The organism is Chitinophaga lutea (assembly GCF_003813775.1).
Lineage (GTDB): Bacteria > Bacteroidota > Bacteroidia > Chitinophagales > Chitinophagaceae > Chitinophaga > Chitinophaga lutea.
This window is the reverse complement of the sequence record NZ_RPDH01000001.1, coordinates 1,377,126-1,403,998: the sequence shown is the minus strand read 5'-3', so window position 1 is coordinate 1,403,998 and position 26,873 is coordinate 1,377,126. Positions and strand designations below refer to the sequence as shown.

The following is a 26,873-nucleotide window of genomic DNA, read 5'->3' as shown; positions in this document are numbered from 1 at the left end:
CCTTTCTTTTTTAGCCATTATCCGTTATTTTTGCCCCACCTTAACGTAAATATTAATTAAATCAAGCGCGATGAGTGTTTTAGTAAATAAGCATAGTAAAGTGATTGTGCAGGGATTTACCGGTACTGAAGGTACTTTCCATGCCACCCAAATGATCGAGTACGGCACCAACGTGGTAGGTGGCGTAACGCCCGGTAAGGGCGGCAGCTCCCACCTCGAGCGCCCGGTGTTCAATACCGTGGCTGATGCTGTAAAGGCAACAGGAGCGGATGTATCTATCATTTTTGTGCCCCCGGCTTTTGCTGCGGACGCCATTATGGAAGCGGCAGATGCGGGCATCGCGCTGGTTGTTTGTATCACGGAAGGTATTCCCGTACAGGATATGGTAAGGGCCAAAAACTACCTCCAGGGCCGCAAAACCCGCCTGGTAGGGCCTAACTGTCCCGGTGTGATCACTGCCGAAGAAGCGAAAGTGGGTATCATGCCCGGTTTCATCTTCAAGAAAGGCCGTGTGGGCATCGTTTCCAAATCAGGCACCCTCACTTACGAGGCGGCCGACCAGGTGGTGAAAGCCGGCCTGGGCGTATCTACCGCCATCGGTATCGGCGGCGACCCGATCATCGGCACCCCCACCCGCGAAGCGGTGGAACTGCTGATGAACGACCCCGAAACCGAAGCGATCATCATGATCGGTGAGATCGGCGGCAGCATGGAAGCGGAAGCAGCCCAGTGGATCAAAGCCCACGGCACCAAGCCCGTAGTAGGTTTCATCGCCGGCCAGACAGCGCCTCCGGGCCGCCGCATGGGCCACGCAGGCGCCATCATCGGCGGTGCGGACGATACCGCTGCAGCTAAAATGAAAATCATGCGCGAGTGCGGCGTTCACGTGGTGGACAGCCCCGCAGACATCGGCAAAAAAATGGCGGAAGTGCTGAAAGCAAAAGCAGTACCTGCCTGATAACATATTGCACGAATGGCGTCCCCGCTGCCTTTGGTAGCGGGGACGTTTTGTTTTGGGGCATACATTACATTTGCGTTTCCAATGGCAAACCGGTACGACTATATCATTGTAGGCCAGGGCATTTCCGGCACCCTGCTCAGCTGGGAACTGCACCAGGCCGGGCAGCGGGTGCTCGTATACGACGATGCCCGGCCCCATACCGCCTCCCGCACGGCCGCCGGCATCATCAACCCCGTATCCGGCCGGCGGTTTGAGCTGGCATGGCTGTACGATACCATTTTCCCTGAGGCGCAAGGCACCTACCGCGCCCTGGAAGCCGCGCTGGGCATTGCCTGCTTCCATCCCCGCGATATCTGGAGCGTGTGGCCTTCCGCGCAGATGAGAGACGCTTTTGGCGAGGCGGCCGGCAACGGCCAGGCGGCGCCGTATATGGAGCAGCCCTCCTCCGCCCGCCACGGCAACGAACTGCTGCAGCCCTTCGGCGCCGGTATCGTCAAAGGCGCCAATGTGCAGCTGGGCGCGCTGCTGCCCGCCTGGCGCGCGGCCCTGCAAAGCCGGGAGCAGCTGCGGGAAGAGCGGTTCGACGTGCGGGCGCTGGAGCTGCTGCCTGATGGCGTGGCTTACAAAGGGTTGCAGGCGAAAGCCGTGATTTTCTGCGAAGGCGTGGAAAGCCCCGCCAACCCCTATTTCGGCGGGCTGAAGTTTTTGCCTAACAAAGGCGAGGCGCTGGTGGTGGAGGTGCCCGGGTTTGAAACCCCCGATATCATCAAAAAAAGCATTACCCTCGTGCCGCTGGAAGGCTGTACCTACTGGGCCGGCGCTTCGTTTTCGTGGGATTATCCCGATGCGGCGCCTACGGAAACAGCCCGCGCTTCCCTCGAAAGCAGCCTGCTGGAGCTGTTGAAAGTGCCGTTTTCGGTGAAAGGGCATATCGCGGCCGTACGCCCGTCCGGGATGGACCGGCGGCCGTTCGTGGGCATGCACCCGAAATATCCGCAGGTCGGCATCTTCAACGGGATGGGCTCCAAAGGCTGTTCCCTGGCTCCCTGGGCGGCGGCGCAGTTCCGCCGGCAGCTGCTCGAAGGCGCGCCCATGCGGCCCGAAATAGATATTAAACGGTATTTTAATGCGCTGAGGTAGATTTTCAGATATCCATATCTTATCTTTGACCTCCTTTATTAAAAGAATCAGAACAAATGTACAGATCGCACACATGTGGTGAATTGCGCATGGAACATGCAAGCCAGCCGGTGACACTGGCGGGATGGGTGCAAACCGTCCGCAAGTTTGGAAGCATTACGTTTATAGACCTGCGCGACCGCTACGGCATTACGCAACTGCTGCTCGGAGAATCGCTCAACGCCCAGCTCGACAACCAGCCCCTGGGCCGGGAATTTGTATTGCAGGTGAAAGGCACCGTTACCGAACGTACCAATAAGAACCCCAATATACCCACCGGCGACGTGGAAATCACCGTATCGGAATTCACCATTCTCAACAGCTCCAAAACCCCGCCCTTCACCATCCAGGACGATACGGACGGCGGCGACGAGCTGCGCATGAAATACCGTTACCTCGATCTGCGCCGCAACCTCGTTAAACAGAACCTCACCCTGCGCTACCGCGTGAACCGCTCCGTGCGGAACTTCCTCGACAGCCGCGGGTTTATGGATATCGAAACGCCGTATCTCATCAAGTCCACGCCCGAAGGCGCGCGCGACTTTGTGGTGCCCAGCCGCATGAACCCCAACCAGTTCTATGCCCTTCCCCAAAGCCCGCAGACGTTCAAACAGCTGCTGATGGTGAGCGGGTACGACCGGTACTACCAGATCGTGAAGTGTTTCCGCGACGAAGACCTGCGGGCCGACCGTCAGCCGGAGTTCACCCAGATCGACTGCGAGATGAGCTTTGTGGACCAGGAAGACATCCTGACCACCTTCGAGGCCATGACCAAACACGTATTCCAGGAAATCAAAGGGATCACCTTCAACGAGGCCTTCCCCCGCATGACCTGGGAAGACGCCATGAAATATTACGGGAACGACAAGCCAGACATCCGTTTCGAAATGAAACTGGTGGACCTCGGAGAAACCGCCCGCGGCAACGGCTTCAAGATATTCGACGAAGCCGAGCTGGTAGTAGGCATCAACGCCGCCGGCTGCAGCGAGTATACCCGCAAGCAGCTCGATGAGCTGACGGAATGGGTGAAGCGCCCGCAGATCGGCATGACGGGCCTCATCTACGTGAAGTACAACACCGACGGATCGCTGAAAAGCTCCGTAGACAAATTCTTCAACGAAGAAGGCCTGAAACTGTTCGCACAGCAGTGCAACGCCAACCCCGGCGACCTCATCCTGATACTCGCCGGCAAGGAAGAACGCACCCGTAAAGCCATGAGCGAACTGCGCCTCGAAATGGGCGAGCGCCTCGGCTATCGCAATAAAGACGTGTACAAACCCCTCTGGGTGATCGACTTCCCGCTGTTCGAATACGCGGAAGAAGAAAACCGCTGGGTAGCCCGCCACCACCCGTTCACGGCGCCCAAACCGGAGCAGCTGCACCTGATGGACACCCCTTCCGAATACGGCAAGATCAAAGCCAACGCGTACGACATCGTGCTGAACGGCACCGAGATCGGCGGCGGCTCCATCCGTATTTTCCAGAAAGACCTGCAGGAAAAAATGTTCTCGGCCCTGGGCATGAGCAAGGAAGAAGCGCAGCATAAATTCGGCTTCCTCCTCGGCGCTTTCGAATACGGTGCCCCCCCGCACGGCGGTATCGCCTTCGGCTTCGACCGTTTCTGCTCCCTGCTGGGCGGCAGCGAAACCATCCGCGACTTCATCGCCTTCCCGAAAAACAACTCCGGCCGCGACGTGATGCTGGATGCCCCCTCGGAAATCGACCAGGTACAGCTGGATGAACTGAAACTCTCCCTGCTGAAATAACAGCGGTAATGAATAATGAAAAAGGCTGATCAGGATGCAATGGCTCCCGGTCAGCCTTTTTTCATGGGGCAGGTTGCCGCATCCTCCGGTGATCCACCTGTGGTTGTTCTGTGATTCTCCTGTGCTGTTCGCGACCATGGCCGATTGGAAGGGGCTTGCAGGAGGATCGCAGGAAGATGAACGAAGGATCGCAGGAGAATGGCCCCCCGCGGTGCATCCTAAAAAAGGTTTACACCATCAAAGAGTGTAAACCTATACCAGGACTAGGCCCAGGGTGAGTCTGGTTAAGGTTAACCAGGGGGCTCCTCCCATGTTACTTAAGGGTTACTTAGGGGATACTTAAGGGATAGTGCGTAGGGAGTGCGTGTTTTCGGCAAAAATGCATTTTAGGGAAACAATCAATCCGCACAGTATCAATCATTTATGGGCCTTTTTTCCGAAAACGACCCTTATTTTAACGCACTAAGCGCAGAAAATGGTACCGTAAGCACTTATCCACACCATTACTTTTCCACTTAATAGCGACCTGCAGACGAATTGTGCCTCTTTCAAGGTAAAATACCATCAGGAATTAAATAAATTATCAATTATTAACATGTCAATTACAATTCATGTATGCGGTTTGGCGTAATATTGCCCTGTGAAAGGCACCCGTGCGGATTGGTTCATTTAAATGCACAGCATGTTTTTAGTTAAAAAAAGAAACCTGTTGCTGAGCGGCCTGCTGGTATCCGGCCTGGCGGCTTCGGCGCAGAAGACCCCCAAAAAGTATTTACAGCAGTATGAGCCCATTGCGGTTAACCTCATGAAAGAAACCGGTGTTCCGGCCAGTGTGATATTGGGTGTGGCCATGCTTGAATCCGGCATGGGCACCAGCAGGAATGCCAGGTTGCTGAAAAACCATTTCGGCATCGTCGGCAAAAACAGCCTGGCAAAAAAGGGCGGCACCTACCGCTCCGTGTATCGCGAATTCGCATCGGACTCGGCTTCCTACCGCCAGTTTGTGAAACTGATCATGAAACGCAGGTGGTATGCAGACCTGAAGGGCAATGAAGATTACAAGGCCTGGCTCGGCAAACTGATCCATTCCGGGTATTCTTCCGCCGGCCAGGTTTGGGTGAACCGGGTGAGCGGCATGATCAGGCGCTATAAATTATATGAGCTGGATGATGAATTAAAGCTGGCAAAACAATAGATTTGCAGCGTTAACTGTTACGGGTATACGTAACTGACATATACCGACTTATGCCTTCCGGAAACAAACATCCCTACCCGTTCCTGATAACCCTTGGCACTTTGGGTTGCCTCGGGCTGTTGTCGCTGTTCAACAACACTATTTCCATCGGCGCCCATACCACCCGTCCCCTCGACGTGCTGGCCGCCCTGCGCCCGGCGGATCAGGATACGGCGGCGGTCGCGCTGGCGGATGCTTCGGCTGCGGCGGCGGATTCAGCGCTGGCCCTGCCGAGAGATTATGCCTCCTACACCGGCATTCTCGACTATGGTTACAGCCGGCAGGGCGCGGGAATGAAGAATTTCATCGATGCGCTCAAAGCCCTCAAAAGCGGGCACCGCAAAAAAGTGCGCATTGCCTATTTCGGGGATTCGATGATCGAGGGCGACCTCATCACCCAGGACCTCCGCGACAGCCTGCAGGCCTATTTCGGCGGCAGGGGCGTGGGGTATGTGCCGGCCACTTCGGTAGTATCCGGTTTCCGCACCACCATCGCGCATAGTTTTTCCGGCGACTGGATGGATTACCATTTTAAGAACACCCCACCCGCGGGTACCGAGCTGGGTTTGTCGGGGCACGTGTTTGTGCCCGCTCCCCAAAGCTGGGTACGTTATCAGCCTGTGAAACGCAGCCGCCTCAACCAGTTTGAGGAAGTGAGCCTGCTGTACGGGCGCGGCAGGCGCAGCCTCAGCGTGAACGCCCGCCCCATCCGCCTGCAAGGCGAAGCCGGTATCAACGCGTACACTTTCATCTCCGATTCCACCGAACGTTCCATTACCCTGCGTTTCAATGCCGACGATACGGCGCCGTTTTATGGCGCCTGCTTCGAAAGCGGCACAGGTATTTTTCTCGATAATTATTCTTTCCGCGGCATCAGCGGCATAGAGCTGGGCAAACTCAGCAGCCGCATGTGGAAAGAAATGCAGGTAGTGCGCCCCTACGATCTCATCGTGCTGCACTACGGCGCCAACGTACTCTTCCTGCCGGAAAACACCCGGTTCGACTGGTACGAAAAACCCATGACCAAAGTGGTGGACTCCCTCCGCCGGATGTTCCCCGAAACGTCCATTCTCATTGTAGGCACGGCCGACAAGGCGTACAAGAAAAAAGGCCGGTATGTGACCGCTCCGGGCGTAAAGGCGCTGATGAAAATCCAGCACAGCTTCGCCGAAACGAGGGGCATGGCCTACTGGAACCTGTATTCCGCCATGGGCGGCGAAGGCGCCATGGCGCGGTGGGTGGAAGGGGATACCACGCTGGCCAACAGGGACTATACGCACTTCAACTTCAGGGGCGCCTCACGCATCGGCGCATTGCTGTATAAAGCCATTATGGATGAATACCAGTAAGCGCGGCCGCAAGGTCATGTTCATGCTGCTGTTGTGGGCAGGCTGTTGCAGCACCGCGCTGGCGCAGCGGAAATTCCTGTATAACGATACGGCGCTTCACCGCTTCTATACCCTTTTACAGCAGGCAGACACACAGGTGCTGAGCATCCTGCACCTGGGCGACTCCCACGTGCAGGCAGGCTTTCTGCCGGATGCCGTGGCCGCCGGGCTCAAGGCGCGCTTCGGCGATGCCGGCCGCGGCTGGGTGTTCCCTTACAACCTCGCCGGCACCAACGGCCCAGACGGGTACCGCTGGAGCAGCAACGTTCGCTGGGACGCGGAAAGAGTGGTGGACAAGGGGAATATGCGGATGGAAAGTCCGGGTGGTATAGTGATACGCACTACCCACCCCGCGCCGTCATTGTCTTTTACCGCCAACCCGCCCATCCCCATGCATACGGTGGCATGTTTTTACGACGGTCCGCCTGTAGAAGCAGACGGCGCTGCGGTGGAAACCGGCGACCATCAAGCCGTTATCACCATGGACAGCACCGCGTACAGCTTCCGCCTCCGCTGGCCCGCCGGCGTGGCTTTTTACGGGGCGGTGCTGAAAAACGGTAAGCCCGGCGTATTGTATCACGCCATCGGTGTGAACGGCGCGCAGTTTTCACATTACAACAAACCCGGCGGTGCGGTGGCCGCGCAGATGCAGGCATTGCAGCCGCAGCTCGTGATCATATCCCTCGGCACCAATGAGGCTTTCGGCGGCGTAACGGCCGCACAGCTGCGGAGCGATATGGAAACCACCGTGGCAGCCATCCGGGAGCATGCGCCGCAGGCATGCATCCTGTTTACCACACCGCCTTCCGGAATGATGAAAAAGCGCCAGGTGGCGTACCGGAAAAAAGGATCCCGCAAGGTGTATTACCGCACCCGGTACACTAGCAATCCGCAGGTGCTGGTGATACGCGACGCGATGGTGCGATACTGCCGTGAAAACGGCTTCGCATATTGGGACCTGTACCAGGCCATGCCGCAGGACAAGCGGTTCGCGCGGGCCTGGAGCCACGACCATGTGCATTTCAACGCCTATGGATATACACTGCAGGGCACGCTGCTCTATGAAGCGCTCGAAGCAGGCTATACAAATTTTAACCGATAACCGATGTCTTTTGCCGACAACCTGATTGCACAACTGCTGTACAACCCGGAAGAGCCCATTCTCTTCAACAGCGCGTTTTTCCTGTACTTCTTCGCCGCCTTCCTGCTGTGCTACCAGCTGGTACGGAACAACGAACGCGGCCGCGTATGGGTGTTCACCCTGTTTTCGCTGTATTTCTTTTACAAAGCCTGCGGCGAATTCGTGGGGCTCGTGATCTTGTCGGCCATCGTGGATTTTTACCTCAGCAACCGCATCTACCGCGAAGAAAAAGAAGGCCGCCGCCGGGGGCTGCTCTGGTTCAGCGTGATTATCAACATCGGGATGCTGTTCTATTTCAAGTACACCAACTTTTTCATCGATATCATCAACGGCATCGGCAGCGGGAAAATCAGCCCCATTAACATCCTGCTCCCCATCGGCATTTCCTTTTACACGTTCGAGAACCTCAGTTACACCATCGACGTGTATCGCCGGGAAATCAAACCCGTGGAGCGGTTCATGGACTACCTCTTTTTCCTGTCGTTTTTCCCGAAGCTGATGATGGGGCCCATCGTGCGGGCGGCGGACTTCATCCCGCAGATCTACAAACCGTACGTGCTCACGAAAGAAGACGTGGGGAAAGGGTTTTTCCTCATCGTCAGCGGCCTCTTCAAAAAGGTGGTGATCTCCGATTACATCTACCAGAATTTCGTGCAGTACATTTTCGACGACCCTACCCGCTATACCGGCATCGAGTGCCTCTTTGCCGTGTACGGTTATGCGCTGGTGATCTACTGTGATTTTTCCGGTTATTCCGATATGGCCATCGGCATTGCCCGGTGGATGGGCTTCGTGATACCGCCCAACTTCAACAAGCCGTACAAGAGCAGCTCCATCACCGAGTTCTGGCGGCGCTGGCACATCTCCCTGTCGTCGTGGCTCCGGGATTACGTGTACATTCCCCTGGGCGGCAACCGCAAGGGCAAATGGCGGCAGCATCTCAACCTGCTGCTCACCATGCTCATCGGCGGGTTCTGGCACGGGGCCAGCTGGAACTTCATTTTCTGGGGCGGCGTGCATGGGGCCGCGCTGGGCGTCGACAAACAATGGAAAAAGATCGGTCTCCTCAAAAACGCCGGCGGGCTGAAAGGCAGGCTCTGGAAGCTGGGCGGCATCCTCTTCACGTTCCACCTCGTCTGTTTCTGCTGGGTGTTCTTCAAATGCGAAACCTTCGAAAGCGCCTGGAACCTGCTGCACCAGGTGGCCTTTAACTTCCAGGCCGGTTTGGGGCTGCAACTGCTGCAGGCTTACGCCGCCGTATTTGTCGTAATGGCGCTGGGGTACATCCTCCATTTTATGCCCGATGCGGCCGAACGGAAAGTGGAAGCCGGCCTCGTGCGGTTGCCGCTGTGGGGCAGCGTGGCCGTGATGGTCGCCTTCCTCTGGTTCCTGAACGAAGTGAAGACCCTGGAGCCCATGTTGCCCATCTACCTGCAATTTTAAAAAGGCTCATATAAATATGAAGTGTATACTAAAATAATTACATGTGTATGCATATTACTGATAATAAGTGCCTAACTTTGCGACCTAACTTTTGTCAAACAAAGTAAAACTTATGCGTACTGTTACACTGAGGAGAGTAGTGATCACCGGAATGGGAGCAATCACACCGATTGGTAATGATGTAAACACGTTCTGGAATAACATGAAAGCCGGGATGAGTGGTGCGGGCCCGATAACCAAGTTCGATACCACGGAATTCAAGACCAAGTTCGCCTGCGAGCTGAAGGGTTTGGATATAGAAGCCTTTATTGAAAAGAAGGAAGCCCGTAAAATGGACACTTTTACCCAGTACGCGATGGTGGTGGCACATGAGGCAATCCAGAACAGCGGTGTGGATCTGGAAAAGATCGACCGCAGCCGTTTTGGCGTGATCTGGGCATCGGGTAACGGGGGGATGCAAACCTTCGAAGACCAGATCGTGGAATTCACACAGAACAACTTTGTGCCTAAATTCAGCCCTTTCTTTATTCCCCGCCTGATCTCCGATATTGCCGCAGGCCAGATCGCCATCAAATACGGCCTGATGGGTATCAATTACTGTACCGTTTCCGCCTGCGCATCTTCCAACAGCGCGCTCGTGGATGCGTTTAACTATATCCGCCTCGGCAAAGCCAACATGATCATCGCCGGTGGTTCCGAAGGGCCTATCACCCGCGCCGGCATTGCTGGCTTCAACGCCCTCAAGGCGCTCTCCACCCGTAACGACGATGCGATGCACGCTTCCCGCCCGTTCGACAAAGACCGCGACGGTTTTGTAATGGGCGAAGGCGCAGGCGCCATCATCCTGGAAGATTATGAGCACGCCATTGCCCGCGGGGCCACTATCTACGGCGAAATGGTAGGCGGCGCCATGAGCTGCGACGCCTATCACCTCACTGCCACGCACCCCGAAGGGGCCGGTGCGCAGCTGGGGATGAAAGAGGCACTGGCCGATGCGGGCCTGAAACTGGAAGATGTAGACTACATCAATGCCCACGCCACTTCCACCCCGCTGGGCGACATCAGCGAGCTGAAAGCCATCCAGGCCACATTCGGCGAGCACGCTTCCAAACTCAACATCAGCGCCACCAAATCCATGACCGGCCACCTGCTCGGCGCAGCCGGCGCCATCGAGGCCATCGCCTGTATCAAAGCCATCCAGGACGACATCGTGCCGCCCACCATCAACACCACCGAACTGGCGGAAGATATTCCCCAGGGCCTGAACCTGACCATCGGCCAGGCGCAGAAAAGAGTGATCAACGTGGCGCTCAGCAATACGTTCGGTTTCGGCGGGCACAATGCCATCGCGGCGTTTGCGAAATTCAGAGGTTAATCTTACCTGATTATATCGAAAAGGAACGGGCGCTCCCCGTTCCTTTTTTTATGCCCACCGGTGTGTCGTCCGGCCGTTCAATCATGCCGCCGGAAATCACCGCAGAAACGGAAGCGGCCAACCTCCGTTCCATCCGCTCCGCACTCGCTGCTGCCAACCTGCTGCCATTTTTTCCGGGCCCCATTTTATTTTTCATTCAGTGCACAAAAGCGTAGTTTAGTATCTTGAAAATACATGTTCCATCAGATGATAGCCTGATGAATAGCGTGTTCGGGAACTATATGGCAAAGCAAAAGCAACAAACAACAGAAAAACCCGCTCCTGTAGCAGTTAGTGACGAAATGATCGAGGTGTACGGCGCCAGGGAACATAATCTCAAAAACCTGGATATCCGCATCCCGAAAAACAGCCTTGTGGTGATCACCGGCATCAGCGGCAGCGGCAAATCGTCGCTGGCGTTCGATACCATTTACGCCGAGGGGCAGCGCCGGTATATGGAAAGTTTTTCCGCCTACGCCCGCCAGTTTATCGGCGATATGGAACGGCCGGATGTGGACAAGATCATGGGCCTTTCCCCTGTTATTTCCATCGAGCAGAAAACGACGAATAAAAACCCGCGGTCGACCGTAGGCACCATCACCGAGATATACGATTTCCTCCGCCTGCTTTACGCGCGCGTGGGAGAAGCATTTTCGTACAACACCGGCAAACGCATGACGCGTTTTTCGGAAGAGGAGATCCTCGGCCACCTTTTTTCCAACTACCCGAAAAAGAAACTCGTGATACTCGCGCCCCTCGTGCGCGGCCGTAAAGGGCACTACCGCGAACTGTTCGAGCAGGTGCGCAAACAGGGCTACCTCAAAGTACGGGTAGACGGTGAGGTGCTCGACCTGAAGGAGCGCATGCAGGTGGACCGTTACAAGATCCACGACATCGAGCTGGTGATAGACCGCGTACAGGTGCAGGACGATGCCCGCACCCGCATCAGCCAGAGCGTGCAGAAAGCCCTGCAGATGGGCAAGGGCCTGATGTTCGTGATGGACCACGATACCAGCAAAGTGTCGCAGTACAGCCGCCAGCTGATGTGTGAAGACACGGGCATTTCCTACGAAGAACCGTCGCCCAACACCTTCTCGTTCAACTCGCCGTACGGCGCCTGCCCGCGCTGCAAAGGGCTCGGCACCATTTACCAGATCAATATGGACGAAGTGCTGCCCGACCGCAGCAAATCCATCAACGACGGAGGCCTTGTTCCGTTGGGTGAGGTGCGCGATACGTTTACGTTCAAACAGATACAACAGCTCGCTAAAAAATATAAATTCTCCCTGTCGGCCCCCATCGAAAAGATCCCGGAAAAAGCGCTGAACGTACTGCTGTTCGGCGACGAGAACGGGAAGCTGGAAGTGGACATGGATTTTGACGAGAACGGCGGCGCCGAAGCCTACGCCACCGAATATGAAGGGGTGGTGAATATGGTGCGCCGTTATTTCAACGATACTTCTTCAGACGCCGTGCGCAACTGGGCCGAAGGGTTCATGCAATTGTCGACCTGCCCCGAATGCAACGGCAGCCGCCTGAAAAAGGAAAGCCTGATGTTCAGGGTGGACGGCATGAATATTTCCCAGCTGGGCGATATGAACCTCAACAAGCTGGCCGGTTGGTTCGCGGGCATAGAAAAAAGGCTCGACAACAAACAGAACGTGATCGCCAAAGACGTGCTGAAGGAAATCCGCGAGCGCCTGGGCTTTTTGCTGGACGTGGGTTTGACCTATCTCACCCTCAACCGGCCCACCCGTACGCTGAGCGGCGGTGAAAGCCAGCGTATCCGCCTCGCCACGCAGATCGGCTCGCAACTGATGGGCATCACCTACATCCTCGACGAGCCCAGCATCGGTTTGCACCAGCGCGACAACATGCGCCTCATCGAGGCCCTGCGTAACCTGAAAATGATGGGCAACACCGTGATTGTGGTGGAGCACGACAAAGATATCATGCTGGCGGCCGACCACCTGATCGACATCGGGCCCGGCGCCGGTATTCACGGCGGTAGCGTGGTGGCGCAGGGGCGCCCCGCGGAAATGCTCAAGCTCAATACGGCCACGGCCGGTTACCTCAACGGATTCCGGGAAATTCCCGTGCCGGAGAGCCGCCGCAAAGGCAACGGCAAGTTCCTCGAACTGAAAGGCGCCACCGGCAACAACCTGAAAAACGTCAGCCTCAAACTGCCGCTGGGCGTGTTTATCTGCGTGACGGGCGTATCCGGCAGCGGCAAATCCACGCTCATCAACGAAACCTTGTATCCCATTCTTTCCCGCCATGCGTACGATTCCAAGCTGGTGCCCATGCCTTACAAAAGCATCAAGGGGCTCGAGGAAATCGACAAGGTGATCGAGATCGACCAGTCGCCCATCGGCCGCACCCCGCGCAGCAACCCGGCTACCTACTGCGGTTTCTTCACCGAAATCAGGCAGCTGTTCGCCGCTGTGCCCGAAGCGAAGATCAGGGGCTACAACGCCGGCCGTTTTTCCTTCAACGTGAAAGGCGGGCGCTGCGATGTGTGCGAAGGCGCCGGTGTGCGGGTGATCGAAATGAACTTCCTGCCAGATGTGTACGTGCATTGCGAAAAATGCAACGGCCGCCGCTACAACCGCGAAACGCTCGAGATCCGTTATAAAGGCAAATCCATTTCCGACGTGCTCGACATGACGGTGGAAGAAGCCGTTGAGTTCTTCCAGGCCGTGCCCTATCTTTACCGCAAAATCAAAACCCTGCAGGACGTAGGGCTGGGGTACATCACCCTGGGGCAGAGCGCCGTTACCCTGTCCGGCGGTGAAGCGCAGCGTGTGAAGGTGGCCACCGAACTGTCTAAAAAAGACACCGGCAAAACCATCTACATACTCGATGAGCCCACTACCGGCCTGCATTTCCAGGACATCCAGCTGCTGTTGAACGTACTGAATAAACTGGTGGAAAGAGGCAATACCGTGCTGGTGATCGAGCATAACCTCGATGTGGTGAAGGTGGCCGATTACGTGGTGGACCTGGGGCCCGAGGGCGGCGAAGGCGGGGGCCAGATCCTCTGCACCGGCACGCCCGAAGAGGTTAGCAAATGCAAGGAAAGCCACACCGCCATATTTTTGAAAAAAGAACTGAAGTAACAGACCGCTGTGCCAACAAAGCGCCATATGAAACATTTCCTGCTGATAGCCGCCCTGGTGGCCGGCCTCGTTGCATGCGACGACGAAACCAAGGTATGCGATACCGATACGCGCACCGAACTGCGCGCCTCGTTCGTGTACTTCAAAGATTCTTCGGACATGCAGCACGATACCGTTTTCCGGAAAGTATCGTTCGGCGCACTGGGTAAAGACAGCATCTACCGCCGCCAGCCCGGGCTGCGCGGGCTGCAGTTCCAGCTCGACCGGGTGAGCGACAGCGCGCGCTTCTTTTTCCAGACCGATTCAACGGCCGCGGTAGATACCATTACGTTCCGTTACCGCCGCCAGCCGCATTTCGTGTCTGCCGGCTGCGGTGTTGTGATGTATTTTAACCTGGATACCGTGTTTTCCACCCGGAGGGTCATCCGCAGCATCACCATTCATCAACCAGCTATAACCACCGTCAATGAAAAGAACATCACCCTTCATTTTTAGCGCCCTGCTGCTGTTGCTTTCTTTCGCCGCTGCCGCACAGAAGCCCAAAAAGGATTCGGTGAAAACGGTGTATATGGCGGTGCCCGCCGGTTTACGGGTGGGCCTCGACCTGTCTAGGTTCGTGGTGCATGCCTTCCAGCCCTACCGCACCGATGTAACCGTGAATGTGGACGCGCGTTTCCGCGACCGGTTCTACTTCGCTTCAGACCTCAGTTATAACCGTACTTCGCATAAAGACACCAATTACACTTACCGCAGCAGCGGCATGTCCGCCACGCTGGGCGTGAACTATAACTTCCTGAAAAAACAGGTGCCGAAGGAAAACTTCATGATCTACGGCGGCGCCCGCTACGGGCTTGCCTTCTACAATTATGAAGTGCCCGAATACCATGTGTACAGCCCTTACTGGGGCAAATACACCGGCAACGTGCCCAAAACCAGCCAGCTGGCGCATTGGTTTGAGCTGACCGTGGGCATCCGGGTGGAGGTGCTCAAAAACTTCTACCTGGGCTGGAGCCTGCATGAGCGCATCCTGCTCAGCCGCAACGTGTCGAAGCAGGACTTCCCGCCCCTGGTGATCCCCGGCTACGGCAAGGGCAACAAAAACAGCAGTTTCGATATGCAGTATTCCGTGGCTTACCTGATCCCCCTCTATAAAGTGAAGCAGGCCGTACGGCTGTAGGCAGGCCATTGTAGATATCTGGTTGTTTTTTTATATATTTGAGGAATTAAGACAAAAAGCATACATTTAGTTACCAGGAACAGAATACCCTTAGCTAAGGCACCTTGTTAATTCTATCCGGCGTATATAAGAATACATCATCCTACAACCCAACTGACACGATGAGCTTTTTCGGATCCCTGCAACGAATTGTTTCCACTATCCGGCATGCCGGCGCCTCGGGCATTACGGACGAGGAAGCGCGCAGGCGTGTGATCATGGTCAATACCATCTGTTTATCGATTTGTGTGCTGCTGGCGCTGATCACCCCGGTCTGCTATGTTTTTGCCGCTTCCAACCGCGTGTTGATTCCCGCCATCTTCGATTTTGCGATCACGGCATCCGTGATTTACATGAACCGGCGCCGGCTGTACAGCGCGGCCAGCATGACCATTTACATCCTGCAATGTGTGGCCATCATGTATTTCGGTTTGCTGCTCAGCAACGTGGTGGCGCTGGAGGCCATGATCATTTTCCTGATCGCCATCATCTACCTGATATTCAAGGACGAAACCCTGCGGCGCGTAGCCCTGTTCACCGCCATGGCTTCGCTGGCGGCGATGGAAGCCTGCAACTATTTTAAAGTGTTCGAGCCCATTCCCATGAGCAGCGACGCGATATTTTTATTGCATTCCATGATCATCTGGGGCGTGCTGATGCTGATTCTCGTGGTGAGCCGGCCTTACATCCGCAGCAATGACGAACTCATCAAGGCCAACTATTTCAAGAAGATGTTCCTCTACCAGATCAACCACGAGATCCGTACGCCGCTCAATGCCATTTACGGCGTGGCGCAGCTGCTCAAACGGGAGATCAAGCTCGATGAAAACCTGGAGAGCATCCAGCCGCTGGTGGATCAGCAGCTCGAGGCCATCAGAAATACCCGCAACATCATCAACAACGTGCTCGACATGGCGCAGATAGAATCGGGAAACATCGAAAAAACGGAGAAGGAATGTTTTATGCCCGAAACGTTTTTCGCCCGTATCCTCGACGTGAACCGCATCATTGCACGGCCCCGCCAGATACGGCTGAAGCTCGAGATCACGCAAATGCCCGAAGTGATTTACGACGACCTGATGAAGGTGCACCAGATCGTGACCAACCTGCTCGCCAACGCCATCAAATACGCCGGCAAAAATTCCGTGGTGGAGCTGAAGATCCGGCGCGACGGGCAGCACTGGCAATTACAGGTGATCAATACCGGCGCGCAGATTTCGGCGGAAAAGAAAGCAGTGATCTTTAATCCTTTTGTAACAGATAAAAGCAAATACACCGAAGGCACCGGCCTGGGCTTATACATCGCCAAGGGAAAGGTGGAATCGCTGGGCGGCACCATCGACCTGCAAAGCACGGCGGAGGGAATTACCACCTTCACCGTTACATTGCCGCTGACGGAGGGCCATCTCGAAGACCTGCAGCTTGAAGAACAGGATGCGGATACTTTCGACAACCTGGAGAATATCCATGTGCTCATTGCCGAAGACAATACCCTCAACGGGATGCTGCTGACCGGCTTCCTCAGTAAAATGGGCTGTTTTCCCGTACTGGTCAACAACGGCCTGGAGTTAATCCAGCAGGCGGAAAAGCAGCGGCCTGATATCATTATCATGGATTATCACATGGAGGTGATGGACGGCCAGGAAGCGCTGGCCTGGCTTAAAAAACACCCGCGGTTAAAAGAAGTGCCCGTGATCATTTCCACCGGCGATTCGTTTTCCGAAACGCGCGAGGCCTTCATAACAGCGGGCGCCGACGCCTTTATTGAAAAACCGGTGAACTACAAATCGCTGGTGAAATTATTGAAACAGCACCTGCATTATAACAAAGAGGCATCCCTGCAGTAGCCCGCAGGAATGCCGCAGTTGTGAAACACATTAAGCCATTGCCGGCACCGCCAGCTGTGTTTCTTCCCAGATGGAGAATGATTTCTTGTACCGCCGGGTGTACACCTGCCAGGCCCAGCTGGCCTGCACCACCCGTTCGAGCCCTTCCATATTTTTCCGCAAAGCATCCATGGCGGCGGGTTCCGTAGCCTCATACAGCTGGCATTGAAACTTCAGCTCGTCGATGTTGCTCATGAACGTTTTGAGCTCCGCCTGTACGATGGCCGCACCATGATGGATCACATCCGTCAGGGAATACGAGGGATGATTGAGCGCGATGGACATCAGCAGGTTGGCGTCCGTATTATTTTTGATCACTTCTTTTTCGAACGAGAACAGGTCGTTCATCAGGCAGCCGATGAGCGCGGACGCCCGCTGGATCTTCCGCAGGCGCGCGGCCATGCCCAGGCGCTCGAGCGTATGCCAGTCGAGGTACGCATTCTCACTATATTCTATCAGCAACACGATGTGCGGCATTCCCGAGGTATGGTTGCGCATCTCGATATACTCTTCCACGGTGGGGATGTAATTGAGTGCGGCCGCGTTGTTGTCTTTATGCGTGACGGCGATGTGATAGGAGTACATCTCCACGAACTCGCGGAACCAGCGGCGCGGGGAGTCGTTTTTGATGAAGGTGAGCATTTCGATGTTGGCCTGTTCCACCGGCGCGGCCTGTGGTTCCAGTTGCAGCTGCTCGTTGACCCGGCCCATTCTTTCGATGATGGTGTGGGCGCGGTGCTGTTCGGCGGGGCTGAGGAGGGAGAAGATCTCGCGGCCCATGGTGTCGTTCAGGTAATAGTCGATCGCGCAGTTCTGCACCATAGCCAGCATCCGGTCGAAGCTGGCGGTTGGGTAGAGGAACAGCGCGCAACTGATGTAATATTTGGCATTGTCGAGCCAGATGCCGTATTGCTCGCTGAATTGCTGCACCATGGCGGTGAGCTCCCGGCTTTGCGGGTGCGGATAGAAGGTTTTGCAGTAGTCTTCCAGCCTGAACTGGCCGTAATTAAAAAGATCCTGCAGCGAAAATGAGGTGGTTTTACTTAAAAGTGCGTAGTCTTCCTGCACTTTTTTGAGCGTGTTCGCAGTAACGAACGTCACTTGGCTAGGCATAAGCGAAAATTTAGGAGGTGAGAGAAAAAACGTTAACTGTCCGTTAATCAGAGAAAAGTTACGTAATGCTGTGTTATTCTGTATGCCGTGGTGGCTCCGGACGGGAGAATTGTGAGGGGCTTAACAAAAAAAGCGCCGGGAGGCTATCCCGGCGCTGGTATTATTAACAATCCTGTTTTTATCCTTCGTGATCGAAGTTTTCGCTTGGGTTGCTTTTTCCTTCGTCACCACGGTCGTATCCGCCGCCGCTGCCGCCGCGATCGTAACCGCCGCTGCCGCGTTCGTATCCGCCGCTGCTGCCGCCACGGTCGTAACCGCCGCCGCGCTCGTAGCCTCCGCCACCGCTGCCGCCACGGTCATATCCGCCACCGCCGCGGTTATAGCCTCCGCCACTGCCGCCACGATCGTATCCGCCGCCACCGCCGCGGTTGTAACCACCGCCGCCGCTGCCGCCACGATCATAACCACCGCCGCCCCCGCCGCGGTTGTAGCCTCCGCCACCGCCGCCGCGATTGAAGCCGCCTCCACCGCCACCGCGGTTGAAGCCACCGCCTCCGCCGCCGCGGTTGAAGCCGCCACCGCCGCCGCCACGGTTAAAGCCGCCGGCGCGCTGCTGCTTTTTCTCGATACCCCAGAGGTAACCTTCGCGGTAACGGATGATGCCGCGAGGGTCGGTGCTGAATTTGCCCCAGGCAAAACCGGCGCCTACCGGCTGCTTGCGCAGGTCGCCGATAAAATAATTGTAAGGCAGCTTTTCGGCAAATGCCCGCAACTCTTCGTCTTCGGAATAACGGGCGTCGTCGCGGCTGATAAGCCCGTCTTCCCGGTTCCAGATATCGTTCACCACAATTTCATGCACCATGCCGATGCTCGATTTACGGGTTTCTTTCCCGTATTCGTGCAGCTGCTGCAAAAACTCTGTAAGGTTTTCGGATTGTTTCACGATCACGGCAGGGTCTGTGCATACATAGAACACGGCGCCCCAGTTGCCCTGGGTATCCACGTCCAGCACCCAGTAGTTGCCGTAACCATCCCCGGCGATGCGGATCGAATTGGGGATGAGATTGTAAATTTCAAAATCGCGGGTGCCGTCGAATGTGATGGCATCCAGTCCATAGAAAAGAAAACCGCTGCTGAACTGCAACAATTCCCGGATTTCTTCAGGGATGTGTTTGGTGCGGAGGTGTTTCGCGATGGTGTCGATTTCCTGGTCAGACAACCCAGGCATTAATTCTACGGTATATTCTTCCTGTTTGTTGGTTTGATACTTCTCATGCAGCATCGTATTCAACTGTTCGAGTGGCCTCATTGTAATTGTTGTATGTAATATGTTTTAAAAATTGTCAGTTTATGCCGGAGTTCTGATCATTTCTATGTGAGGGATTTGATCTTCCAGGTACATTTCGCTACTTTTTACAAAACCCAGGGATTCATAAAATTGTTGCAGGTACAGTTGTGCGCCTATCTTAACCGGTATTTTACCCCATTGCGTCTCAAGCGTTGAAATGGAAAACTGCATCAAGATACGTCCAATTCCTTTATTTCGTGCAAAAGGTGCTGTAACTACCCGGCCGATGGAGGCCATGTCAAATTTAATCCCCGGCGCAAACAGCCTTGTGTAGGCTGCCAGCCCGTCTTCCGCAAAACCCATCACATGGAGGGCCTGCTGGTCGGCATTATCCATATCAAGATACGCACAGTTTTGTTCCACTACAAATACTTCGCTGCGCAACCGGAGCAACTGGTAAAGTTCAGTGGTGCTTAATTCGCCGAACCGCTTGATTTTCCAATCGATATGCATGTATTCAGTTTTTGGGGCAGCCCACACTTTTAATATAATTTTATGCTACTGCTGTTATGATTTGTGCCGGAGGTTACCGAAATTAGGCCCGGAAACCGATTTTTGAACTCAAACAGCAGCATGCTTCCATTTCTGTCCCTGGAGCACATTACCGTGCGAAACCTCGATAAAACCCTCCTCCGGGAGTTCACCTGGCAGGTTCGGACCGGCGAGCACTGGGCCGTTGTCGGCAACAGCGGCTCGGGTAAAACCAGCCTTCTCCATACAATTCTCGGCAAAAATAATGTTATCAACGGCAGTATCAGACATTATTTTTACGAGCGTTACCGCCAAACACACGAAGTTACGGATCCCTATTTTAATTACCGCCGCCTCATCCAAATGGCGGGCCACCATCACGATTTCCGCAATTTATCACATACGACGGATTTTTACTACCAGCAGCGCTTCAACAGCATGGATTCGGAAGACGCACCCACGGTGAGCGCCTACCTCGACGGCCGCATGGCCGACCCCCTGCTGGCCCCGCTGGAAGTGGCGCACCTGGCGGACAAACAACTCATCAAACTCTCCAACGGCGAAACCCGCCGTGTCATGATCGCCCGCGCCCTCCTGCAACAGCCCGCCCTGCTGCTGCTCGACAATCCTTTTATGGGGCTCGACGTGCAGAGCCGCAAAGCTTTTCACGGCATCGTGGACCATGTGGCACAATCGGGCACCACCGTGGTGCTCGTGACCACCCCGGCGGAAATCCCCGGCAGCATCACCCACGTGCTGCACCTCCACGAAGGCCGCATTGCTGGAACGTATACACGCCAGGCGTTCCTGGAGCAGTACCGCGAAGAAGCGCCGGCCCCGGCAGGCCTGGAGATCGATGCGGAACTGCTCGCCCAACTCATTGCCGACGCACCGCCCATGACGTACCGGCATATCGTGCGCATGGAAAATATCCATGTGCAGTACGGGGAGAACGTAATCCTCGACGGCATCGACTGGACCGTCCGGCCCCACGAACAATGGGCGCTGCTGGGCCCGAACGGCTCCGGCAAATCCACGCTGCTCAGCCTCATCAACGCCGATAACCCCCAGTCGTATGCCAACAAGATTGAGCTGTTCGACCGCAAGCGGGGCAGCGGCGAAAGCATCTGGGACATCAAAAAGAAAATCGGTTTTGTATCGCCGGAACTGCACCAGTATTTCAAGTCGGACGCCACCTGCCTGCAGGTGACCGGCTCCGGTTTTTTCGATACCATCGGTTATCTGCGCGCCTGCACGCCCGGGCAGCTCGATAAAGCCCGCGGATGGATGCGGCTGCTGGAGATAGAACCGTTCGCGGATGAAAAATTCAAGCAGGTGCCCGAAAGCGTGCAGCGCCTTGTGCTGCTGGCGAGGGCGCTGGTGAAAAATCCGCCCCTGCTCATTTTCGATGAGCCCGTGCAGGGCCTCGACGCGCATCAGAAGAACCACTTCAAAGCCGTGATCGAAGCGCTGTGCCGCCATTTGCCCGTTACCCTCATTTACGTGACCCACTACGAAGAGGAGCTGCCGGCGGGTGTCGTGCATTTTTTGCGGATTCGCAACGGTAAAATGATTTAAAGTGATACCTTTACCCATATTCCTAAAACCTCATATATGCATATTGTCAAGTTTCGATTAGCCCTGGTTAGCCTTTTTGTATGCGCCGCCATCGCAGTTGTTATATCGGCCTGCAGCACCAAAGCAAAAGAAATGAACCCCGCATTTGCCAAGTACATCGAAGCATTTACGTCGGGCGTGATCTCAAAACAGAGCGCCATCCGCATCCAGCTGGCCGGCGAAGTGAATGTAACCCATGCACAGAATGAGCCCCTGGAAGAAGATGTGTTTTCCTTCAGCCCCTCCATCAAAGGGAAAGCTTATTGGGTAGACGCCACCACGGTGGAGTTCAGGCCCGACAAGAACCTCGAGCCCGGCCAGGAATACAAGGCGAAATTCAAACTGGGAAAAGTGATGGACGTGCCCTCCGACCTGAAGACGTTCGAATTCCGCTTCCAGGTGATGAAACCTTCTTTCGAGGTGGAGCTCAACGGCCTGAAGTCGTTCAACAACAGCCGCGAAAAAATGGTGTACACCGGCACCGTGTTCACCGCCGATGCGGAAGAAGTGCAGGCGGTGGAAAAACTCCTCTCGGTACAATACGATGGTCCTTCCCCCGCCATCACCTGGCAGCACGATGTAGCCAACCGCGTGTATAAGTTTTCCATCAATAACATCACCCGTAAATCCGTGGCCGCGAAAATGAAAATTTCGTGGAACGGCAAACCCATCGGCGCGGAAGAAAAAGGAGAGAAGGAAGTGGAAGTGCCCGCCATCGGCGACTTCAAAGTGCTCGACATCAAACCCATGTACGACCCTGAAGATTACGTGCTGGTGCAGTTCAGCTGCCCCGTGAACCAGGGCCAGAGCCTCGACGGCCTGATCGGCATCAGCAGCGTGAGCGACCTGCGTTACACCGTGGAAGGCAGCGAAGTGAAAGTGTTTTCCGCCACCCGCCTCGAAGGCAACTATACGGTGGTGGTGAACGAGGGCATTCTCAGCGCGTTCGACGACCGCCTCAGCAAGGCTTTCACCGGCAGCATCAACTTCGAGAACCGCATGCCTTCCGTGAGCATTCCCGGCAAAGGCGTGATCATGCCGCAAAGCGGCAAGCTGGTAATGCCCTTCGACGCGGTAGGCCTCAAAGCGGTGGATGTGATGGTGATCAAGATCTACGAAAACAACATCCCGCAATACCTCCAGCGCAACAACCTCAACGGCGAAAACGAATTGCGGCGTGTAGGCCGTCCCGTGGTGCAGAAAACCATCCGCCTCGACGCCGATAAATCCGTGAACCTCCATAAACGCACCCGCTTCAGCCTCGACCTGGAAGACATCGTGAAAGCCGAACCAGGGGCCATCTACCGCGTTACCATCGGTTTCCGGAAAGAGTATGCGCTGTATTCCTGCAAAGGCGAAACCGCCACGGAAAGCAACGACGATGAAGAAGAAGGCGAGGAAGGCGACTACGAATACTACGGTGAAAAGATCGACGAAGACGATTCTTTCTGGCAGCGGTACGACAACTTTTATCCTACCGGCTACCGCTGGTCTGACCGCGATAACCCCTGTACCAACTCTTATTACAACAAGGAACGCTGGGCATCGCGCAATATGATTTCTTCCAACCTCGGCCTTATCGCCAAACGGGGGAACGACAACAGCATGGTGGTGGCCGTGACCGACATCCGCGACGCGAAACCATTGTCCGGCGTAGATCTCGAACTGCTCGACTATCAGCAGCAGGTGATATTCTCGACGAAGAGCGACGGCGACGGTTTCGCCAAATTCGACCTGAAACGTAAACCTTACCTGCTGGTGGCCAAACGCGAAAACGAAAGAGGTTACCTGAAGCTCGACGATGGCAGCTCCCTGCCGCTGAGCCGCTTCGACGTGAAAGGAGAAGAAGTGCAGCAGGGCATGAAAGGATTCATCTACGGCGAGCGCGGTGTATGGCGCCCCGGCGATTCTTTGTACCTCACGTTCATGCTGGAAGACAAAGACAAAAAACTACCGGAAAATCACCCCGTGATCATGGAGTTGTACAACCCGAAAGGCCAGTTGTACAAACGCATCAACCAGCACCAGTCGCTCAACGGTTTCTATAATTTCAATACGGTGACCGAGCCCGAAGTGCCTACCGGCAGCTGGCTGGCGAAAGTCAAAGTAGGTGGCGCCACCTTCACCAAAAATGTGCGTATCGAAACGGTGAAGCCCAACCGCCTGAAAGTGCGGCTCGACTTCGGGAACCAGACGTACCTGGTGAAGGACGAAAGCCCGAGGGGCAATTTGTCCGCCGCCTGGCTGTTCGGCGCCCCTGCGCAGAGCCTGAAGGCGAAGGTGGATGTATCGCTCACCGCTTCGGCCACTACTTTCCCGAAACTCAACGGGTATCATTTCGATGACCCCACCGAACGTTTCAGCGCGGAGAATAAAACCATTTTCGACGGTGCGCTCAGTGAAGACGGCAACGCGCCCGTAGCGGCGAACATCCCTGTGGGCGAGCGTGCGCCCGGCGTGCTGAAAGCGAATTTCGAAGTGAAGGTGTTCGAGCCCGGCGGTGATTTCAGCATCGACCATTTTTCCATGCCGTACCATGTGTTCGATTCATACGTGGGCGTGGCCGCACCGGAAGGAGACCGCCTCACGGGCATGCTCGTCACCGGTAAAACCCATAACGTCAGCATCGTGAACGTCACCGCGTCCGGTGCGCCAGTAGCCGGCAGCCGCGATGTGGAAGTGCAGCTGTACAAAGTGCGCTGGCGCTGGTGGTGGGATGAAAGCGACAACGATTACAGCAATTTTACAGACGATAATTACAACCAGCTGCTGCAAACCAAAACGGTGACACTGCAGAACGGTAAGGGCACCTGGCCGCTGCGCATCGATTACCCCGAATGGGGGCGTTACCTCATCCGCGTGAAAGACCTGCAAAGCGGGCACATCACCGGGCAATCCGTGTACATCGACTGGCCGGACTATGCGGAGCGCCTGCAGAAGGAAAACCCCGCCGAAGCAGCCATGCTGGTATTCACCTCCGATAAAACCAAATACAACGTAGGCGACGATATCACCCTCACCATTCCCAGCAGCGAAGGCGGCCGCGGCCTCATCAGCATAGAGAGCGGCAGCAAAGTGCTGAAGACCGACTGGATCGGGACCGAAAAAGGGCAGACCGTGTACCGCTTCAAGGCGGAGAAAAACATGGCGCCGAACATCTACGTGAACGTGAGCCTGCTGCAGCCGCATGCGCAAACGGCCAACGACCTGCCCATCCGCATGTACGGCACCGTGCCCATCCTGGTGGAAGACCCCACCACTATCCTCAAACCGCAGGTGACGCTGCCCGCCACACTGCGGCCGGAAACGGAAGCGGCCATCACCGTGTCTGAAGCATCTGGCAAAGCCATGACGTACACCATTGCGCTGGTGGACGAAGGCCTGCTCGACCTGACGCGCTTTAAAACCCCCGACCCGCACAGCGCATTTTATGCCCGCGAAGCGCTCGGCGTTAAAACATGGGATTTGTTCGATTACGTGCTGGGCGCCTGGGGCGGCGACCTGGAGCGCATCCTGAGCATCGGCGGTGACGAAGGCATCAACAAGAACGCCAGCACCGCGAAAGCCAACCGCTTCAAACCGGTCGTGAAATTTATGGGGCCCTTCTACCTGAAAAAAGGCGCGAAAGAAACCCATAAAGTACAGCTGCCGCCTTACATCGGTTCTGTGAAAGCCATGGTGGTAGCGGGTCAGGACGGTGCGTACGGCTTTGCCGATAAAACCGCCGCCGTGAAGAAACCGCTCATGCTGCTGGCCACCGTGCCGAGAGTACTGGGCCCCGGTGAAACCATCCAGCTGCCCGTGACCGTGTTCGGCCTTGAGCCGCATGTACGGCAGGCGAATGTGACCCTTACTTCCAACCCGTATTTCGAAGTGGTGGGTGAAACCACCAAACAGGTGAGCTTCCCCAAACCCGGTGAGCAGATGGTGTATTTCGATGTGAAGATCCGTTCGCAGGTTGGCATCGGGAAATTCAAGGTAGTGGCCACCAGCGGTAAAGAAAGAGCGGAAGAGAATGTGGAGCTGGATGTACGCAATCCCAACCCGTACATGACGAATGTGATGGAACAGACGCTGGAGCCCGGCGCATCGTGGAACACGCCGTTTACCGCCGTGGGCATGGCCGGCACCAATACCGGCGTGCTGGAAGTATCCACCATTCCTGCGCTGAACCTCGGCAAACGGCTTGAATATCTCATTCAATATCCGCACGGTTGCGTGGAGCAAACCACGTCATCCGTGTTCCCGCAACTGACGCTGGCCACGCTGATGGACCTCAGCGAAAAACAGAAAGCGGAAGTAGACCGCAATATCAAGGCAGGCATCAACCGCCTGAAAGGATTCCAGTTGACCGACGGCGGCCTGGGCTACTGGCCCGGCGCGAATGAAGCCGACGAATGGGGCACCAGCTACGCGGGCCACTTCATGCTGGAAGCACAGGCGCGCGGTTATGCGCTGCCGCCCGGTTTCCTCGACCTATGGAAAAAATACCAGCGCAATAAAGCCGTCAGCTGGTCGCCGAGCAGCTACACCTATTCCGGCGGCGATCTTGTCCAGGCGTACCGCCTGTACCTGCTCGCCATGGCGAAGACGCCGGAACTGGGCGCCATGAACCGCCTCAAGGAATTCCAGCATTTGTCGGTGCCCGCCAAATGGAGGCTGGCCGCGGCATACAGGCTGGCAGGACAAACCGAAGCGGCCACTGCGCTCGTGAGAGGGCTGAGCACCGCCGTGCAACCTTATACCCAGCTGGGCGGCACCTTCGGTTCCGATCTGCGCGACAAGGCGATGATCCTCGAAACGCTCACCATCCTCGGCCAGCGCAACGCGGCGAACGGCCTGCTGAAACAGGTAGCCGCCGAGCTCGGGCGCGATTACTGGTACAGCACCCAGTCTACCGCCTACGCACTGATCGCCGTCGCGAAATACTGCGGTGAGAACAAAGCCGCCGGTAAAATGACGTACACTTACCGCCTGAATGGCGCCACCGGCAACATCAGCAGCGCATCGTACGTAACGCAGACGCCGGTGCAGTTCAATACGCTCAACGGTAACGTGAGCGTTCAGAACAAAGGCCAGAACGTGCTGTACGCGCGGTTGATCCTGAAAGGGCAGCCGGAGGCCGGGCAGAACCCGTACGCGGACAATAACCCCGAGCTTCTCAGCATGCAGGTGCAATACAGCAACCGCAGCGGCGTTTCGCTGAACCCCGACCAACTGCGCCAGGGTACAGACTTCATTGCCACGGTAACGCTGAAAAACCCCGGCAAGCGCGGCTTCTACGAGAATATGGCACTGACGCAGGTGTTCCCCTCCGGCTGGGAAATCATCAATACCCGCCTGATCGGCAACGACAGCACCATGCGCTCTTCGCCGTACACTTACCGCGACATCCGCGACGACCGTGTGTACACCTATTTCAATCTCGAAGAAAATAAAACGGTAACCTACCAGGTGCTGCTGAACGCCGCTTACCTGGGCCGGTATTACCTGCCCGCCGCATCGTGCGAGGCGATGTACGACAATACCATCCATGCATTTGTGCCGGGCAAATGGGTGGAAGTAACGAAGTAACCG

17 protein-coding genes are annotated in these 26,873 nt (G+C 55.9%); 14 read left to right on the top strand and 3 right to left on the bottom strand.

Translation table 11 applies throughout. The annotated features are described in order from the left end of the window. The first annotated feature begins 70 nt into the window (after window positions 1-70). The 12 genes from sucD to EGT74_RS05385 all read left to right on the top strand — a co-directional run bounded on the left by sucD (window position 71) and on the right by EGT74_RS05385 (window position 16,708). Window positions 71-958, top strand: coding sequence for a succinate--CoA ligase subunit alpha (gene sucD / locus EGT74_RS05440; protein ID WP_123845508.1), 888 nt, complete (start codon window positions 71-73; stop codon window positions 956-958). An 84-nt stretch (window positions 959-1,042) separates the two neighbouring features. Continuing rightward, window positions 1,043-2,101, top strand: coding sequence for an NAD(P)/FAD-dependent oxidoreductase (locus EGT74_RS05435; protein ID WP_158618013.1), 1,059 nt, complete (start codon window positions 1,043-1,045; stop codon window positions 2,099-2,101). Between the two features lie 56 nt (window positions 2,102-2,157). Continuing rightward, window positions 2,158-3,906, top strand: a complete 1,749-nt coding sequence (aspS, locus tag EGT74_RS05430) for an aspartate--tRNA ligase (RefSeq protein ID WP_123845506.1) — start codon at window positions 2,158-2,160, stop codon at window positions 3,904-3,906. A 682-nt stretch (window positions 3,907-4,588) separates the two neighbouring features. Then, window positions 4,589-5,101, top strand: a complete 513-nt coding sequence (locus EGT74_RS05425) for a glucosaminidase domain-containing protein (RefSeq protein WP_158618012.1) — start codon at window positions 4,589-4,591, stop codon at window positions 5,099-5,101. A 50-nt stretch (window positions 5,102-5,151) separates the two neighbouring features. Beyond that, complete coding sequence (locus EGT74_RS05420) at window positions 5,152-6,489, top strand: SGNH/GDSL hydrolase family protein (protein WP_123845504.1); 1,338 nt, start codon at window positions 5,152-5,154, stop codon at window positions 6,487-6,489. Continuing rightward, complete coding sequence (locus tag EGT74_RS05415) at window positions 6,476-7,630, top strand: GDSL-type esterase/lipase family protein (protein ID WP_123845503.1); 1,155 nt, start codon at window positions 6,476-6,478, stop codon at window positions 7,628-7,630. The genes EGT74_RS05420 and EGT74_RS05415 overlap by 14 nt, the downstream gene beginning before the upstream one ends. A 3-nt stretch (window positions 7,631-7,633) precedes the next feature. Beyond that, window positions 7,634-9,112 carry an MBOAT family O-acyltransferase gene (locus tag EGT74_RS05410; RefSeq protein WP_123845502.1) on the top strand — a complete coding sequence of 493 codons (1,479 nt, stop codon included), beginning with the start codon at window positions 7,634-7,636 and terminating at the stop codon, window positions 9,110-9,112. 112 nt (window positions 9,113-9,224) lie between these two features. Then, the gene (gene fabF, locus EGT74_RS05405; RefSeq protein ID WP_123845501.1) at window positions 9,225-10,487 is read left to right on the top strand and encodes a beta-ketoacyl-ACP synthase II; all 1,263 of its coding nucleotides are present in this window, start codon (window positions 9,225-9,227) and stop codon (window positions 10,485-10,487) included. Window positions 10,488-10,768: 281 nt separating this feature from the next. Then, window positions 10,769-13,645 carry an excinuclease ABC subunit UvrA gene (gene uvrA / locus EGT74_RS05400; RefSeq protein WP_123845500.1) on the top strand — a complete coding sequence of 959 codons (2,877 nt, stop codon included), beginning with the start codon at window positions 10,769-10,771 and terminating at the stop codon, window positions 13,643-13,645. Window positions 13,646-13,672: 27 nt separating this feature from the next. Beyond that, window positions 13,673-14,140 carry a DUF6452 family protein gene (locus tag EGT74_RS05395; RefSeq protein ID WP_123845499.1) on the top strand — a complete coding sequence of 156 codons (468 nt, stop codon included), beginning with the start codon at window positions 13,673-13,675 and terminating at the stop codon, window positions 14,138-14,140. After that, window positions 14,112-14,822: a DUF6048 family protein gene (locus EGT74_RS05390; RefSeq protein WP_123845498.1), complete on the top strand. Its 711-nt coding sequence runs from the start codon at window positions 14,112-14,114 to the stop codon at window positions 14,820-14,822. Before EGT74_RS05395 ends, EGT74_RS05390 begins: the two co-directional genes overlap by 29 nt. Before the next feature lie 161 nt (window positions 14,823-14,983). Next, window positions 14,984-16,708, top strand: coding sequence for a hybrid sensor histidine kinase/response regulator (locus EGT74_RS05385; RefSeq protein WP_123845497.1), 1,725 nt, complete (start codon window positions 14,984-14,986; stop codon window positions 16,706-16,708). Between the two features lie 30 nt (window positions 16,709-16,738). Here EGT74_RS05385 and EGT74_RS05380 read toward each other — a convergent pair whose 3' ends face one another. The 3 genes from EGT74_RS05380 to EGT74_RS05365 form a co-directional block, all read right to left on the bottom strand. After that, complete coding sequence (locus EGT74_RS05380) at window positions 16,739-17,860, bottom strand: terpene synthase family protein (protein WP_123845496.1); 1,122 nt, start codon at window positions 17,858-17,860, stop codon at window positions 16,739-16,741. A 178-nt stretch (window positions 17,861-18,038) separates the two neighbouring features. Beyond that, window positions 18,039-19,169: an SMI1/KNR4 family protein gene (locus EGT74_RS27005; RefSeq protein WP_181954731.1), complete on the bottom strand. Its 1,131-nt coding sequence runs from the start codon at window positions 19,167-19,169 to the stop codon at window positions 18,039-18,041. A gap of 39 nt (window positions 19,170-19,208) precedes the next feature. Continuing rightward, window positions 19,209-19,661, bottom strand: a complete 453-nt coding sequence (locus tag EGT74_RS05365; protein ID WP_123845495.1) for a GNAT family N-acetyltransferase — start codon at window positions 19,659-19,661, stop codon at window positions 19,209-19,211. 120 nt (window positions 19,662-19,781) lie between these two features. Here EGT74_RS05365 and EGT74_RS05360 point away from each other — a divergent pair, with 120 nt between their 5' ends. Then, on the top strand, window positions 19,782-21,257 hold the full coding sequence (locus tag EGT74_RS05360; RefSeq protein WP_123845494.1) for an ATP-binding cassette domain-containing protein: 1,476 nt from the start codon (window positions 19,782-19,784) through the stop codon (window positions 21,255-21,257). Window positions 21,258-21,293: 36 nt separating this feature from the next. Then, window positions 21,294-26,870: an alpha-2-macroglobulin family protein gene (locus EGT74_RS05355; RefSeq protein WP_123845493.1), complete on the top strand. Its 5,577-nt coding sequence runs from the start codon at window positions 21,294-21,296 to the stop codon at window positions 26,868-26,870. The last annotated feature ends 3 nt before the right edge of the window (window positions 26,871-26,873 follow it).